This is a genomic window from Streptomyces showdoensis (genome assembly GCF_039535475.1).
GTDB classification, from domain to species: domain Bacteria; phylum Actinomycetota; class Actinomycetes; order Streptomycetales; family Streptomycetaceae; genus Streptomyces; species Streptomyces showdoensis.
In genome coordinates this window covers 2806672-2820010 of the sequence record NZ_BAAAXG010000026.1, presented here as the reverse complement: position 1 = coordinate 2820010, position 13339 = coordinate 2806672, and the positions used below count along the sequence as shown (strand labels likewise).

Annotated in this window: 11 protein-coding genes; 4 read left to right on the top strand and 7 right to left on the bottom strand. The window is 74.1% G+C overall.

Going from position 1 to position 13339, the window contains the following annotated elements; genetic code table 11:
• Positions 1–45 precede the first annotated feature (45 nt).
• Entirely contained in the window at positions 46–894 is an 849-nt protein-coding gene (locus ABD981_RS25815; RefSeq protein WP_046907187.1) for an ABC transporter permease, read from the bottom strand.
• Positions 891–3710 (bottom strand): alpha/beta fold hydrolase, encoded by a 2820-nt coding sequence (locus ABD981_RS25810; RefSeq protein WP_046907186.1) that lies wholly within the window; start codon positions 3708–3710, stop codon positions 891–893. The genes ABD981_RS25815 and ABD981_RS25810 overlap by 4 nt, the downstream gene beginning before the upstream one ends.
• A gap of 139 nt (positions 3711–3849) precedes the next feature.
• On the opposite strand from ABD981_RS25810, the gene ABD981_RS25805 reads away from it, so the two are divergent.
• Both ABD981_RS25805 and ABD981_RS25800 read left to right on the top strand, forming a co-directional pair.
• Positions 3850–4269: a GNAT family N-acetyltransferase gene (locus ABD981_RS25805; RefSeq protein ID WP_046907251.1), complete on the top strand. Its 420-nt coding sequence runs from the start codon at positions 3850–3852 to the stop codon at positions 4267–4269.
• 236 nt (positions 4270–4505) lie between these two features.
• A complete protein-coding gene (locus ABD981_RS25800) occupies positions 4506–5729 on the top strand; it encodes a S8 family peptidase (RefSeq protein ID WP_123954373.1) in 1224 nt (407 codons plus the stop codon).
• Positions 5730–5787: 58 nt separating this feature from the next.
• Here the strand turns inward: ABD981_RS25800 and ABD981_RS25795 are convergent, their stop codons facing one another.
• From ABD981_RS25795 to iolC, 5 genes are read right to left on the bottom strand one after another with little or no spacing between them, the layout of a single operon-like run.
• The gene (locus ABD981_RS25795) at positions 5788–6414 is read right to left on the bottom strand and encodes a DUF4291 domain-containing protein (protein WP_046907185.1); all 627 of its coding nucleotides are present in this window, start codon (positions 6412–6414) and stop codon (positions 5788–5790) included.
• A 54-nt stretch (positions 6415–6468) separates the two neighbouring features.
• On the bottom strand, positions 6469–7971 hold the full coding sequence (gene mmsA / locus ABD981_RS25790; RefSeq protein WP_046907184.1) for a CoA-acylating methylmalonate-semialdehyde dehydrogenase: 1503 nt from the start codon (positions 7969–7971) through the stop codon (positions 6469–6471).
• Positions 7972–7993: 22 nt separating this feature from the next.
• Positions 7994–9856: a 3D-(3,5/4)-trihydroxycyclohexane-1,2-dione acylhydrolase (decyclizing) gene (gene iolD / locus ABD981_RS25785; protein ID WP_046907183.1), complete on the bottom strand. Its 1863-nt coding sequence runs from the start codon at positions 9854–9856 to the stop codon at positions 7994–7996.
• A complete protein-coding gene (locus ABD981_RS25780) occupies positions 9853–10761 on the bottom strand; it encodes a 5-deoxy-glucuronate isomerase (RefSeq protein WP_046907182.1) in 909 nt (302 codons plus the stop codon). Before ABD981_RS25780 ends, iolD begins: the two co-directional genes overlap by 4 nt.
• A 46-nt stretch (positions 10762–10807) precedes the next feature.
• Positions 10808–11800: a 5-dehydro-2-deoxygluconokinase gene (iolC, locus tag ABD981_RS25775; protein WP_046907181.1), complete on the bottom strand. Its 993-nt coding sequence runs from the start codon at positions 11798–11800 to the stop codon at positions 10808–10810.
• Between the two features lie 112 nt (positions 11801–11912).
• Between iolC and ABD981_RS25770 the strand changes: the two genes are divergently transcribed.
• Positions 11913–12854 (top strand): sugar phosphate isomerase/epimerase family protein, encoded by a 942-nt coding sequence (locus ABD981_RS25770; protein WP_046907249.1) that lies wholly within the window; start codon positions 11913–11915, stop codon positions 12852–12854.
• 212 nt (positions 12855–13066) lie between these two features.
• Entirely contained in the window at positions 13067–13264 is a 198-nt protein-coding gene (locus ABD981_RS25765; RefSeq protein WP_046907180.1) for a helix-turn-helix transcriptional regulator, read from the top strand.
• Positions 13265–13339: the final 75 nt, after the last annotated feature.

Genomic DNA, 13339 nt, shown 5'->3' with positions numbered 1-13339 from the left:
CCCGCTGCCCCGGCACGCGGACGCCGGCGCCGGCGCCGGCGCCGGCTACGACACGATGTCCTTCCGCGCGAACCCCCGGAACGCCAGCGCGAAGAGGACGACCGCGTAGGTCACCGAGATCGCCGTGCCCTTGAGCATGCCCGACCACTCCAGTTGGGGCTGGAGCGCGTCCGCCCAGGCGAACTGCCAGTGGGCGGGGAGGAAGGCGCGCCAGTCGCCCAGGGCGGTGACCGCGTCCAGGACGTTGCCGATGATCGTGAGGCCCACCGCTCCGCCGACCGCGCCCAGGGGGGCGTCGGTGCGGGTGGAGAGCCAGAAGGCCAGGGCCGCCGTGACCAGTTGGGAGACGTAGACGAAGGCCGTCGCCAGGGCCAGGCGGACGAGGGCGTCGGAGGCCGGGAGGGCGCCGCCGGTGGGGAGCTTCAGGGGGCCCCAGCCGTACGCGACCGTGCCCGCGGCGAGCGCCACCAGCGGCAGGAGGAGCATGGCCGCCGCGCTGAAGGCCAGGGCCACCGTCAGCTTCGACCACAGGAGGCGGGCGCGCGGGACGGGGGCCGCCAGGAGGTAGCGCAGGGAGGACCAGCCGGCCTCCGAGGCCACCGTGTCGCCGCAGAACAGGGCGACCGGGATGACCAGGAGGAAGCCGGCCGAGACGAACAGGCAGGTCGCCGCGAAGTTGGCGCCCGAGGCCGTCGCCGTGTCCATCAGGGTGATGCGGCTGTTCTCCGAGCCGTCCGGCCCGCCGCCGATCGCGAAGGCCGCGATGAGGACGAAGGGGAGGGCGGCCAGGATCAGGCCCATCACCAGCGTGCGGCGGCGCTTGAGCTGCCGCAGGGCCTCCACGCGCAGGGGCAGGGTGCGGCCGGGCGCGTAGCCGAGGGCGGCGGCGGTCATGCGGTTTCTCCGATCAGAGTCAGGAACGCGTCCTCCAGGCGCCGGTGCGGCCCCACGCCCGTCACCGGCACCTCCAGGCGGACGAGTTCGGCGATCAGGGCGGTGGGGGTGGCGTGCGTCGTGTCGGTCAGGCGGACGAGGAGGCCGGCGTCGACCCGTACCGCGCCGAGCTTCTCCACCACGGCGTCCGGGACCGGGGCTCCCAGCGTGACCAGGAGCGTGTCGTCGGAACCGGTGATCTCCTCGACCGGGCCCGCCTGCACCAGGCCGCCGCGGTCCATCACCACGAGGTGGGTGCAGGACTGCTCGACCTCGGCGAGGAGGTGACTGGAGACGATCACGGTCCGGCCCCCGGCCGCGTACCGGATCATCACCTCCCGCATCTCCCGGATCTGCGGCGGGTCGAGGCCGTTCGTCGGCTCGTCCAGGATCAACAGGTCGGGCAGGCCCAGCATGGCCTGGGCGATGGCGAGGCGCTGCCGCATGCCCTGCGAGTAGGTGCGGACGGCGCGTTCCAGGGCGCCGCCCAGGTTGGCGATCCGCAGCGCCTCGTCCAGGTGCGCGTCCTCGGCCGGACGGCCGGTGGCCCGCCAGTACAGCTCCAGGTTCTCGCGCCCCGACAGGTGCGGCAGGAAGCCCGCGCCCTCCACGAACGCGCCGACCCGGGAGAGCACGGGGGCGCCGGGCCGGATCGCCTGGCCGAAGACCCGGATCTCGCCCTCGTCCGGGCTGATCAGGCCCATGAGCATCCGCAGGGTCGTCGTCTTGCCGGCGCCGTTGGGGCCCAGCAGGCCCAGCACCTGGCCCTGTTCCACGCGGAAGGACAGGTCGCGGACGCTGTACCGGTCACCGCCCCTGTACTTCTTGGAGAGGCCCGTGATCTGGAGCGGGACCCCGGCCAGGTCCGCGTCGGGGGCGGGCGGCGCGGCCTTGCGGCGGACCGTCAGGAGCAGGGCCGCGGCGAGGACGGCGCCCGCGAGCGGCAGGCCCCACACCCACCACGGCAGACCCGCCGCCTGCGTCGTCACGCCCGGCGCCGTCGGCACGGTCAGCGCGCTCTCGACCCCGACCGTGTACGTGGCGGGGGCGGCCGGCGAGGCGTAGCCGAGGTCCGTGGCGGCGAGGACCAGGCGCAGCCGGTGCCCGGCCGCCACCTCGTGGTCCACGGCGGGCAGGGTCAGGTCGACCGTGCGCCCGCGCCCGGCGTCCGTCACCCGTACCGGCGTCACGAGCTGGGCGGGCAGCACCTGCTGCCGCCCGTCCGGCCCCACGTCGTACACCTTGGCGAACAGGACCGCCGAGCCGTCCGGGGCGGTCGACGTCACCCGCACCGTGACGGTCGGCGCGCCGGTGATCCGCAGCGGAGCGGTCTGCGGGCGGGCGTCGAAGGCCGCGTACTGGCCGGGGAAGTCCAGGGACAGTCCCACGCCGAGCGAGGAGAGCTGCGAGAGTCCGCCGCCCAGGCCCGGGACCGCCGAGATCGCGGGCGGGTTCGCGCCCGCGGGGTTGGCGAAGCTGCGCGGCGGGCCCGCGAGCGCCACCGAGACGGGGCCGGCCGAGAGGCCCGGGTAGGCGTCGGCCGTCGCCCCGCGCAGGGTCGCCCTCCCGTCGGTGGAGTCGACGCCCCCGGTCCGGCTCACCCGGAAGGCGGGGCCGGTCGGGGCCGACGCCTCCCGCTTGAGGTGGCGGTCGAACCAGGCCGAGATCCGGGCCTCGACCCGGTCCGTCTCCCGGTCGCCGCCGTCGTGGCCGCCGGCCGTCCAGTCCACCGCGACCGGAGCGCCGTTCGCGGCGATGGTCCGGGCCATGGCGTCGGACTGGGCGAGGGTGAAGAGGGAGTCGGACCGGCCCTGGACGATCAGCGCGGGCACCTTGATGCGGGCGCCGACGGCGGACGGGCTGCGCGCCTCCAGGAGCGCGCGGGCGGCGGCGTCGGGCTTCCCGGCGACGGCGACGCGCTCGTACAGGGCGCACACCTCGGGGCTGAAGCGCCCACAGGCCGCCGAGCCCGATCCCGAGCCCGATCCCGTTCCCGTTCCCGACGCCGTTCCCGACGCCGATCCCGACGCCGATCCCGACGCCGGAGCCGAAGCCGGCCCCGGCCCCGCCTTGCCGTCGCGCGCGCCCACACCCGCGCCCGTGTCAACGCCCGCGCCCGTGCCGGCTCCGGCTCCGGCTCCGGCTCCGGCTCCGGCCGAGAAGAAGACGCCGGCCCAGAGCTTCTTGAACACGCCGTTAGGGAACAGCGCGTCGGCCAGGTTCCAGTAGGTGATCTGCGGGGCGACGGCGTCCACCCGCGGGTCGTACCCGGCGGCGAGCAGCGCCACCGCCCCGCCGTAGGAGGCCCCGGTGACGCCGACGCGCGGGTCGCCCGCCTTGTCGAGCAGCACCTCCGGCCGTGCGGCCAGCCAGTCGACGAGGCCCCGGACGTCCTTCACCTCGCGGTCCGGGTCGTTGAGCCCGATCTGCCCGGTGGACGCGCCGAACCCGCGGGCGGACCAGGTCAGCACCGCGTAGCCGTCCCGCGCCAGCTTCTCGGCCTGCCCCCGGACGTCGTCCTTGGAACCGCCGAAGCCGTGCCCGAGGAGCACGGCGGGGCGGCGGGCGGAGCCGCCCGCGGTGAAGTACGAGGTGTCGATCCGTACGCCGTCGAGGTCCAGCATCCGGTCCGCGCGGTGCACGGGCGGCGGGGCGTCGGAGGCGACGGCGGTCCAGGTGCCGGCGCCGCCCGCCAGCACGGCGAGGGCGGCGGCGACCGCCGCCCACCGCGGCAGACCGGGTCGCGGGAGGCCCCTCCGGGGAAGTCGCAGCTGCATGGTGTCGAGCCTAGGCGGACGGACGGCGGGGACTCGGCTGCCCCGGGGCGGAACTCGGCGGCCTTCTCAGGTCGTACGCAGTACGGTCCGCGTACACCAACCGCGGTATACGGGAACGGGGTACGGCATGGAGAGCGGCATGGAGATCCGGCGGGCGACGACGGTGGCGGAGCTCATGGCGGCGGAGCACCTGTACGACGGGCCGCCGCGGGAGGAGTGGGCGGAGGCGTTCCTCGGCGCGCCCGGCCATCTGATGCTCCTCGCGTACGCCCCGGACGGCACCCCCGCCGGCTTCGTGTCGGGGATCGAGATGCGCCACCCCGACAAGGGCGTGGAGCTGTGCCTGTACGAGCTGTCCGTGGCCGAGCCGCACCGGCGGCGGGGCGTGGGGCGGGCGCTCACGACCGCGCTGGCCGCGGAGGCGCGGGAGCGGGGCTGTTACGGGATGTGGGTGGGGGTCGACACCGACAACGAGGCGGCGCTGCGGACGTACGGGTCGGCGGGGGCGGCGGACGAAGGGGTGTTCGCGATGCGGGGATGGGGGTTCGGCACGGACTGAGGCGGACCGGCACGGACCGGGGCCGGCTCACGGCGCTTCAGGACACCTCGGGGCGCCCCAGGAGGCCGAAGGCGACCGAAAATCGCGCCCCTACGGCGTCCGAACCACACTCTTGTGTCGTTCATGCCAACCCGCGACCGTGGAACCACTCCGCACCCCGCACCGCCGCACCACACGCGTACCCGTACTTGCCCGTGCCCCGTCCCGGACAACGAAAGGTTCAGGTGCCCACCCCCATGAAGCGGACAACCCCCCGCGTCGCTCCCGGCGCCAGCTCCCGCACGGCCCGCACGGCCCGCCGCGTCGGCGCCCTCGTCCCCGTGCTCGCCCTCGCCGCCGGCCTCCAGTTCGCCGCCTCCCCCGCCGCGCAGGGCACGCCCGCCGGCGATCTGCGGCTCGCGCCCGCCGCCACCGCCGTCGAGAACGGCTGGATCGTCGTCCTCAAGGACGGCTCGACCCGTGCCGCCGACCTGGGCGTCTCGCCCCGCTACGAGTACCGCTCCGCGCTCAAGGGCTTCGCCGCCCCGATGTCCCGGGCGAAGGCCGCCGCGCTCGCGGCCGACCCGCGGGTCGCGTACGTCGAGCAGGACGCGACCGTCCGGGTGGCCGACACCCAGACCGGCGCGACCTGGGGGCTCGACCGGATCGACCAGCGGGACCTGCCGCTGTCGACGACCTACACGTACGACACGAAGGCCGCGAACGTCACCGCGTACATCATCGACACCGGGATCCGCACCTCGCACGGCGAGTTCGGCGGCCGGGCCTCGGTCGGCACGGACACGGTCGGCGGCGGGCAGAACGGCCAGGACTGCCAGGGGCACGGCACGCACGTGGCCGGCACCGTCGGCGGCGCCACCTACGGCGTGGCCAAGGGCGTGAAGCTGGTGGCCGTCCGGGTCCTGGACTGCAACGGCTCGGGCACCAACGCCGGGGTCATCGCGGGCGTCGACTGGGTGACGGCGAACGCGGTCAAGCCGGCCGTCGCCAACATGAGCCTGGGCGGCGGGGCGAACACCTCGCTCGACGACGCCGTGAAGCGCTCGATCGCCTCGGGCGTCACGTACGCGATCGCCGCGGGCAACGGCAACTTCCTCGGCCTCCCGGCGAAGGCCTGCAACTACTCCCCGGCCCGCGTCCCCGAGGCGATCACGGTCGGCGCGACGGACTCCGCCGACAAGCGGGCCTCGTTCTCCAACTACGGCACCTGCGTGGACCTGTTCGCCCCGGGCGTCTCGGTCACCTCGGCGTGGAAGGACAACGACGGGGCGACCAACACGATCTCCGGCACCTCGATGGCCGCCCCGCACACCGCGGGCGTCGCGGCGCTCTACCTGTCGGCCAACCCGGCGGCCACCCCGGCGCAGGTGTCGGCCGCCCTGGTGGCCAACGCGACCAGCGGCAAGGTCCAGGACCCGAAGACGGGCTCCCCGAACAAGCTCCTGTACTCGCGCTGGTAGCCCGGCCGGACGGGCCGGCTCGATCCGATCCGATCCGATCCGATCCTGACGACAGGGCCTAGTAGGTCAGCTGCCCGAGGAGCCCGTTCCCCACGGGGTACGGCCGCTCCTCGGGCAGCAGCCGTCCGGCCCGCTCCAGGTCCCCGTCCCGGACCAGCGCGTGGATCTCGTGGGCGAGCGGGGTGACGTCACGGATGCCGACCGTCCACTCGTCCGCGTAACGGCGGGAGGCCTCCCCCGCCAGGCCCAGCTGGAGGGAGCGGTACGGGAGCGGGCCGAGCCGCAGGCTGCGCTCGGGGTCCCACTGGACGCGGGCCGGGGAGCGCTTCAGCTCGCGCTGCCAGGTGGCCTGGTCGGGGTGGATGCCGCGCACGTAGTGGGAGAGGCACGCGTGGCGCAGGGCCCACTCGAAGCCCTCGCGGGTGATCTCGACGGCGAGGACGGTCTCCTGGTCGGCCTTCAGGCCCCAGCCGCAGCGGTACATCATCCACAGGAACGAGGGCTTGATCCAGGTCATCCGCTCGCGCTTCCAGGCGGCGGGGAAGCGCCCGTCACGGGCGGCCGGGAGACCGAGGGCGGGGCGGTAGGCCTGGTAGACGGTCACCGTGGTGTCGGTGTGGAGCGCGCGGATCTGGTGCTTCGGCGGCTGCTGCGGGCGGTCGTCGTGGTGCGGTGGAACGGACATGGCCCCCAGGGTGCGTCGGAACGCGCCCCGGGGGCCAGTGGATTTCCGCGTGCGTCAGTGGTTGCGCGGGAAGCCCAGGTCGACGCCCGACGGGCCCTCGGACGGGTCCGGCCAGCGGGTCGTGACGACCTTGCCGCGGGTGTAGAAGTGGATGCCGTCGTTGCCGTAGATGTGGTGGTCGCCGAAGAGCGAGTCCTTCCAGCCACCGAAGGAGTGGTAGCCCACCGGCACCGGGATCGGCACGTTGACGCCGACCATGCCGGCCTCGACCTCCAGCTGGAAGCGGCGGGCGGCGCCGCCGTCGCGGGTGAAGATCGCGGTGCCGTTGCCGAACGGCGAGGCGTTGATGAGGGCCAGGCCCTCCTCGTAGGTGTCGGCGCGCAGCACGCACAGGACCGGGCCGAAGATCTCGTCCTGGTAGGCCTTGGCGGTGGTGGGCACGCGGTCCAGGAGGGACAGGCCGATCCAGTGGCCGTCCTCGAAGCCCTCGACGGTGTAGCCGGTGCCGTCCAGCACGACCTCGCAGCCCTCGGCCGCGGCGCCGTGCACGTAGGAGGCGACCTTGTCGCGGTGGACGGCCGTGATGAGCGGGCCCATCTCGGAGCTCGGGTCGTTGCCGGGGCCGATCTTGATCTTCTCGGCGCGCTCGCGGATCTTCTCGACCAGCTCGTCGCCGATCGCACCGACCGCGACGACGGCGGAGATCGCCATGCAGCGCTCGCCGGCGGAGCCGTACGCGGCCGAGACCGCCGCGTCGGCGGCCGCGTCCAGGTCGGCGTCGGGCAGCACCAGCATGTGGTTCTTGGCGCCGCCGAGGGCCTGCACGCGCTTGCCGTTGGCGGAGGCGGTGGTGTGGATGTGGCGGGCGATCGGGGTGGAGCCGACGAAGGAGATCGCGGCGATGTCCGGGTGCTCCAGGAGGCGGTCGACCGCGACCTTGTCACCGTGCAGGACGTTGAAGACGCCGTCCGGCAGGCCGGCCTCGGCGAGCAGCTCGGCGATCTTGAGGGACGGCGACGGGTCCTTCTCGCTCGGCTTGAGGATGAAGGTGTTGCCGGTCGCGATGGCGATCGGGAACATCCACATCGGCACCATGGCCGGGAAGTTGAAGGGCGTGATGCCGGCGACGACGCCGACGGGCTGGCGGATCGAGGCGACGTCCACGCGGTTCGACACCTGGGTGGACAGCTCGCCCTTGAGCTGGGTCGTGATGCCGCAGGCCAGGTCGACGATCTCCAGGCCGCGGGCGACCTCGCCGAGGGCGTCGGAGTGGACCTTGCCGTGCTCGGCGACGATCAGCTCGGCGATCGCGTCGCGGTTGGCGTCGAGCAGCGCGCGGAACTTGAAGAGGATCGTGGTGCGCTGGGCGAGCGAGGAGGTGCCCCAGGTCGCGAAGGCGTCCTTCGCGGCGGCGACGGCGGCGTCCACCTCCTCCACCGAGGCGAGGGCGACCTGCGTGGTCACGGCGCCGGTGGCCGGGTCGGTGACCGGGCCCCAGTTGCCCGACGTGCCCTCGACGCTCTTGCCACCGATCCAGTGGTTGACGGTCTTCGTCATGACGGAATGCTCCTTCTGGCTGCTACAGGTGGCGGCGTCGGGCGGTGACGTGCCGGTCGTACTCCTCGCGGGCCTTGACCGCCGACGGGCGGGTCGACGTCTCGGCCACGGGCACATCCCACCACGCCTGGGCGGGGGGCGGGCCCGACACACTGTCTGCCGTTTCGGTCTCGACGTAGACACATGTGGGAACCGTCGCCTCCCGGGCGTCCGCGAGGGCTTCTCGCAGGTCACGCATGGTGTGTGCACGCAGCACCCGCATGCCGAGGGAGGCGGCGTTGGCGGCCAGGTCGACGGGCAGCGGCGGCCCGGTGAAGCCGCCGTCGGGGTCCCTCAGCCGGTAGTCGGTGCCGAAGCGCTCGGCGCCGACGGCCGCCGAGAGGCCGCCGATCGAGGCGTAGCCGTGGTTCTGCAGGACGACCAGCTTGATGGGCAGGCCCTCCTGGACGGCGGTGACGATCTCGGTGGGATTCATCAGGTACGTACCGTCGCCGACCAGCGCCCAGACGGGCCGGCCGGGCGCGGCGAGGGCGACGCCGAGGGCGGCGGGGATCTCGTAGCCCATGCACGAGTAGCCGTATTCGACGTGGTACTGGTCGGCGGACCGGGCCCGCCACAGCTTGTGGAGGTCGCCGGGGAGCGAGCCGGCCGCGTTGATCAGGATGTCGTCCCCGGTGACCAGGGTGTCGAGTGCGCCGAGGACCTGCGCCTGGGTGGGGCGTGCGTCCTCGCTCTCCGGGGTGTACGCGGCGTCGGTGCGCGCCTGCCAGTCGCGCCGGGCGTCGGCCCATCGGGCGGGGTCGCGGCGGGGGTGGTCGCCGAGCGCCTCGGTGAGGGCGGTGAGGCCCTCGCGGGCGTCGGCGACGAGCGGCAGGGCGGCCTGTTTGTGGGCGTCGAAGCCGGTGATGTTGAGGTTGAGGAAGCGGGCCTCGGGGTGGAAGAGGGTGCCGGAGGCGGTGGTGAAGTCGGTGTGGCGGGTGCCGACGCCGATGATCAGGTCGCTGGTGCGGGCGAGCCCGTCGGCGGTCGCGGTGCCGGTGTGGCCGATGCCGCCGACCTCGCAGGGGTGGTCGTACGGCAGGACGCCCTTGCCGGCCTGGGTGGTGGCGACGGGCAGGCCGGCCCGCTCGGCGAGGGTGCGCAGGGCGTCCTCGGCGGCGCTGTACTTCACTCCCCCGCCGGCGACGACCAGCGGCCGCTCGGCGTCCCGGAGCGCCCGGACGGCGGCGTCGAGCTCGGCCCGGTCGGGGCGGGGGCGGCGCACGGTCCAGGTCCGTTCGGCGAGGAACTCCTCGGGCCAGTCGTACGCCTCGACCTGCACGTCCTGGGGCAGGGCGAGGGTGACGGCGCCGGTCTCGGCGGGGTCGGTGAGGACCCGTACGGCGGCGAGGGCGGCCGGGATCAGCGCCTCGGGGCGGGTGATCCGGTCGAAGTACTTCGACACGGGCCGCAGGCAGTCGTTGACGGACACCTCGCCCGCGTAGGGCACTTCGAGCTGCTGGAGGACGGGGTCGGCGGGGCGGGTGGCGAAGGTGTCGCCGGGGAGCAGGAGGACGGGCAGCCGGTTGACGGTGGCGAGGGCGGCGCCGGTGACGAGGTTGGTGGCGCCGGGGCCGATGGAGGTGGTGACGGCGTGCACCCGGAGCCTGCGGGACTGGCGGGCGTAGCCGACGGCGGCGTGCACCATGGCCTGTTCGTTGCGGCCCTGGTGGTACGGCATGAGCCCGGGGTGCTCGACGAGCGCCTGGCCGATCCCGGCGACGTTGCCGTGGCCGAAGATGCCCCAGGTCGCGGTGACGAGCCGGCGGCGCACGCCGTCGCGCTCGGTGTGCTGGGCGGCGAGGAAGCGCACCAGGGCCTGGGCGACGGTGAGCCGGACGCTCATGCGTATCCCTCCGTGTGGTCGGGGTGGAAGCAGATCTTCCATTCCCGTTCGGGACCGGGTCCCGCCATGACGTTCAGGTAATAGAGCGGATGGCCGGGCTGGGCGATGGAGGGGCCGTGCCAGCCGTCGGGCACGAGGACGGCGTCACCGGCGCGGACCTCGGCGAGGAGTTCGGCGCCGCCGGGCCGGGAGGGGGTGATGCGCTGGTAGCCGTAGGCGCGGCCGGGGGGCCTGCCCGGGGCCCGGCTCGCGTCCTGGCCGGGGGTGGGACCGGGGGCCTGGCCCGGGGCGGGACCGGGGGCCTGGCCCGGGGCCTCGGCCACCTCGTAGTAGTAGATCTCCTCCAGCACGGACTCCTCGCCGGGGCGGTGCTCGTCGTGCTTGTGCGGTGGGTAGGAGGACCAGTTGCCGCCGGGCGTGACCACCTCCACGGCGATCAGCCGGTCGCAGTCGAAGGCCCCGGCGGCGGCGAAGTTGCGCACCTCGCGGGCGCGGTTGCCGCTGCCGCGGGTCTCGACGGGAACCTCCGGCGCGGGGCCGTAGCGGGCGGGGAGTCGTCGCTCGCACTTCGCTCCTGCCAAAGCGAAGCGGCCTCCCGCACCGGAGGCGATCTCGACGTGGGCGCCCCTGGGCACATAGGCGAAGTCCGAGACCCCGTCGAACACACTGGCGCGGCCTACGAGTTCGAGGATTTCCCCGTCGACGCGCACCGTACCGCCACCGGACAGCGGAAGCACCACCCATTCGCTGATACCTGTCTCGAACCGGTGGGTGCCGCCGGGCGGGAGGTCGAGCACGCGCAGCGCGCTGTGGGTCCAGCCGGCCCGCTCGGGGTCGATGTCGACGGCGTACGGGCCGCGGGCGGCGGTCCCGGCGGGGAGGTGGAGCGAGCGTGCGGAGTCCATGGTCAGCTCCCTACCCGCGGCGGGGGTCCGGGAGACCGGCCGGGCGTCATGGCGTGCGCTCCGGGATCGAGCCGGTGCCGGTCGCCAGGGCGAGGGCGATCTCGTCCTCGTACGGCATGGCGGGCGAGCAGGCGAGCCGGCCCGCGACGATCGCGCCCGCCGCGTTGGCCTCGCGCAGGACGCGCTCCAGGTCCCGGCCGGCCAGCAGACCGTGGGCGAGCGCCCCGCCGAAGGCGTCGCCCGCGCCGAGGCCGTTGACGACCTCCACCGGCAGGGGCGGCAGCTCGGCGGCGGTGCCGTCGGCGGCCAGGGCGAGCACGCCCGCGGGCCCCTGTTTGACGACGGCGAGCCGCACGCCCGCGGCGAGCAGGGCGCGGGCGGCGGCGTACGGCTCGCGCTCGCCGGTGGCCACCTCGCACTCGTCCAGGTTGCCGACGGCGACCGTGGCGTGCCGCAGGGCCTCCCGGTAGAGCGGCGGGGCCTCGTCGGGGTCCTCCCAGAGGGCGGGCCGCCAGTCCAGGTCGAAGACGGTGAGCGCGCTGTCGGGGTCGAGCCGCTCGGACCGCTCCCACAGCGCCGCGAGGGTGGCGGTCCGGCTGGGCTCGGCGCTCAGCCCGGTGCCCGTCATCCACAGGGCGCGGGCGGCGCGGAGCGCGGGGAGGTCCAGCTCGTGGGGGTGGATCTCCAGGTCGGGGGCCTTGGGACGGCGGTAGAAGTGGATCGGGAAGTGGTCGGGCGGGAAGATCTCGCAGAAGGTGACCGGGGTCGGGTGGGCGGCGACGTCGGTGACCCACCGGTCGTCCACGCCGAACGCCCGCAGTTCGCGGTGGAGGTACTCGCCGAAGGGGTCGGCGCCGGTCCGGCTGACGAGGGCGGTCCTGCTGCCCAGGCGCGCGGCGGCGACGGCGACGTTCGCCGGGGAGCCGCCGAGGAACTTGCCGAAGCTCTCGACCCGGGCCAGCTCCACCCCGCTCTGCAGCGGATAGAGGTCCACGCCGAGCCGGCCCATCGTGATCAGGTCGTACGGCTCCGACGTCATGCCACGTCACCTCTCGCCTCGGCGCCCCCGCCCCGCACCCAGGTCTAGTCGCCGGTCCGGAAGGCTGTCAACGGCATGTCCTTACATTCGGACCTGTGTCATCGTGGCGGTCATGACGAAGCCGTCGCAGCCGTCGAGTCCGTCGCCGTCGAGTCCCTCGTCCCTGTCCCGCATCCGGGTCGGTTCCGCCCCGGACTCGTGGGGCGTCTGGTTCCCCGACGATCCGCGGCAGGTGCCGTGGCAGCGCTTCCTCGACGAGGTGTCGGGGGCCGGGTACGAGTGGATCGAGCTCGGCCCGTACGGCTATCTGCCGACCGATCCGGCGCTGCTCGCCGAGGAGACCGCCGGCCGGGGGCTGAAGGTGTCCGCGGCGACCGTCTTCACCGGGCTCCACCACGGCCCGGCGGTCTGGGAGCGCACCTGGGCCCATGTCGCCGAGAACGCGGCCCTGGCCCAGGCCATGGGCGCCCGGCACCTGGTGGTCATCCCGTCCTTCTGGCGCGACGACAAGACGGGCGAGGTCCTGGAGGACCGCACCCTCACGCCGGAGCAGTGGCGGCATCTGACCGGGCTGACCGAGCGGCTCGGCCACGAGGTCCGGGAGCGGTACGGGCTGCGGGTGGTCGTCCATCCGCACGCGGACACCCATGTCGACACCGAGGAGAACGTCACCCGTTTCCTCGACGCCACCGATCCGGAGCTGGTCGCGCTCTGTCTGGACACCGGGCACTACGCCTACTGCGGCGGCGACAGCGTGAAGCTGATCGAGACCTACGGCGAGCGGATCGGCTACCTCCATCTCAAGCAGGTCGACCCCGCGGTCCTGGCGCAGGTGGTCGCCGAGGAGCTGCCCTTCGGCCCGGCGGTGGCGCGGGGCGTGATGTGCGAGCCGCCGGCCGGGGTGCCGGCCCTCGAACCGGTCCTCGCGGCGGCGCGGGCGTTGGACGTGGACCTGTTCGCGATCGTGGAGCAGGACATGTACCCCTGCGAACCGGACCGGCCCTACCCCATCGCGCTGCGCACCCGCCGTTTCCTCCGCTCCTGTGGCGCCTGATGACCGTGCGTCACTTACGTCACATCCGTCGCCCCTTCGTCACGCATGTCTCCGTTACGCGGGATTTCCGTCACAGGCGCTCGACAGGCGCTCCCCTCCCGTCAGGAGGCGTCGTTCACCGGGCACAGGCTCAGTGATCGCGAGTGCACACCCGGCAGCTCCCCCGACGGCGCCCCCGCCGCCGCTGCCGGGTTCGCAGGGAGGTGCCACGCATGACGGACAAACGGCTCTGGTCGTACAAGGACATCGCCGCCCACATCAAGGTGCAGCCGGACACGGTCCGCTCCTACCGGAAGCACGGACTGCTGCCGGCCCCCGACCACGTGGAGTCGGGCAAGCCCTACTGGTACGCGGACACCATCCGCGCCTGGGTCGCGAACCGTCCCGGAAACCGGAGCCGCCGGGACTGACGGACTTCCCCCCGCTTCCACGCTCCTCCCCCTTACGGGCCCCGCACCCCCCGAACCGTGGTGCGGGGCCCTCCG

Excerpts from the sequence above, each read along its gene's own strand:
- ABD981_RS25765 (WP_046907180.1), top strand. The coding sequence starts at position 13,067 with ATGACGGACAAACGGCTCTGGTCGTACAAGGACATCGCCGCCCACATC.
- iolC (WP_046907181.1), bottom strand. The coding sequence starts at position 11,800 with ATGACGTCGGAGCCGTACGACCTGATCACGATGGGCCGGCTCGGCGTG.
- ABD981_RS25810 (WP_046907186.1), bottom strand. The coding sequence starts at position 3,710 with ATGCAGCTGCGACTTCCCCGGAGGGGCCTCCCGCGACCCGGTCTGCCG.
- ABD981_RS25805 (WP_046907251.1), top strand. The coding sequence starts at position 3,850 with ATGGAGATCCGGCGGGCGACGACGGTGGCGGAGCTCATGGCGGCGGAG.
- iolD (WP_046907183.1), bottom strand. The coding sequence starts at position 9,856 with ATGAGCGTCCGGCTCACCGTCGCCCAGGCCCTGGTGCGCTTCCTCGCC.
- ABD981_RS25800 (WP_123954373.1), top strand. The coding sequence starts at position 4,506 with ATGAAGCGGACAACCCCCCGCGTCGCTCCCGGCGCCAGCTCCCGCACG.
- ABD981_RS25815 (WP_046907187.1), bottom strand. The coding sequence starts at position 894 with ATGACCGCCGCCGCCCTCGGCTACGCGCCCGGCCGCACCCTGCCCCTG.
- ABD981_RS25780 (WP_046907182.1), bottom strand. The coding sequence starts at position 10,761 with ATGGACTCCGCACGCTCGCTCCACCTCCCCGCCGGGACCGCCGCCCGC.
- mmsA (WP_046907184.1), bottom strand. The coding sequence starts at position 7,971 with ATGACGAAGACCGTCAACCACTGGATCGGTGGCAAGAGCGTCGAGGGC.
- ABD981_RS25795 (WP_046907185.1), bottom strand. The coding sequence starts at position 6,414 with ATGTCCGTTCCACCGCACCACGACGACCGCCCGCAGCAGCCGCCGAAG.
- ABD981_RS25770 (WP_046907249.1), top strand. The coding sequence starts at position 11,913 with ATGACGAAGCCGTCGCAGCCGTCGAGTCCGTCGCCGTCGAGTCCCTCG.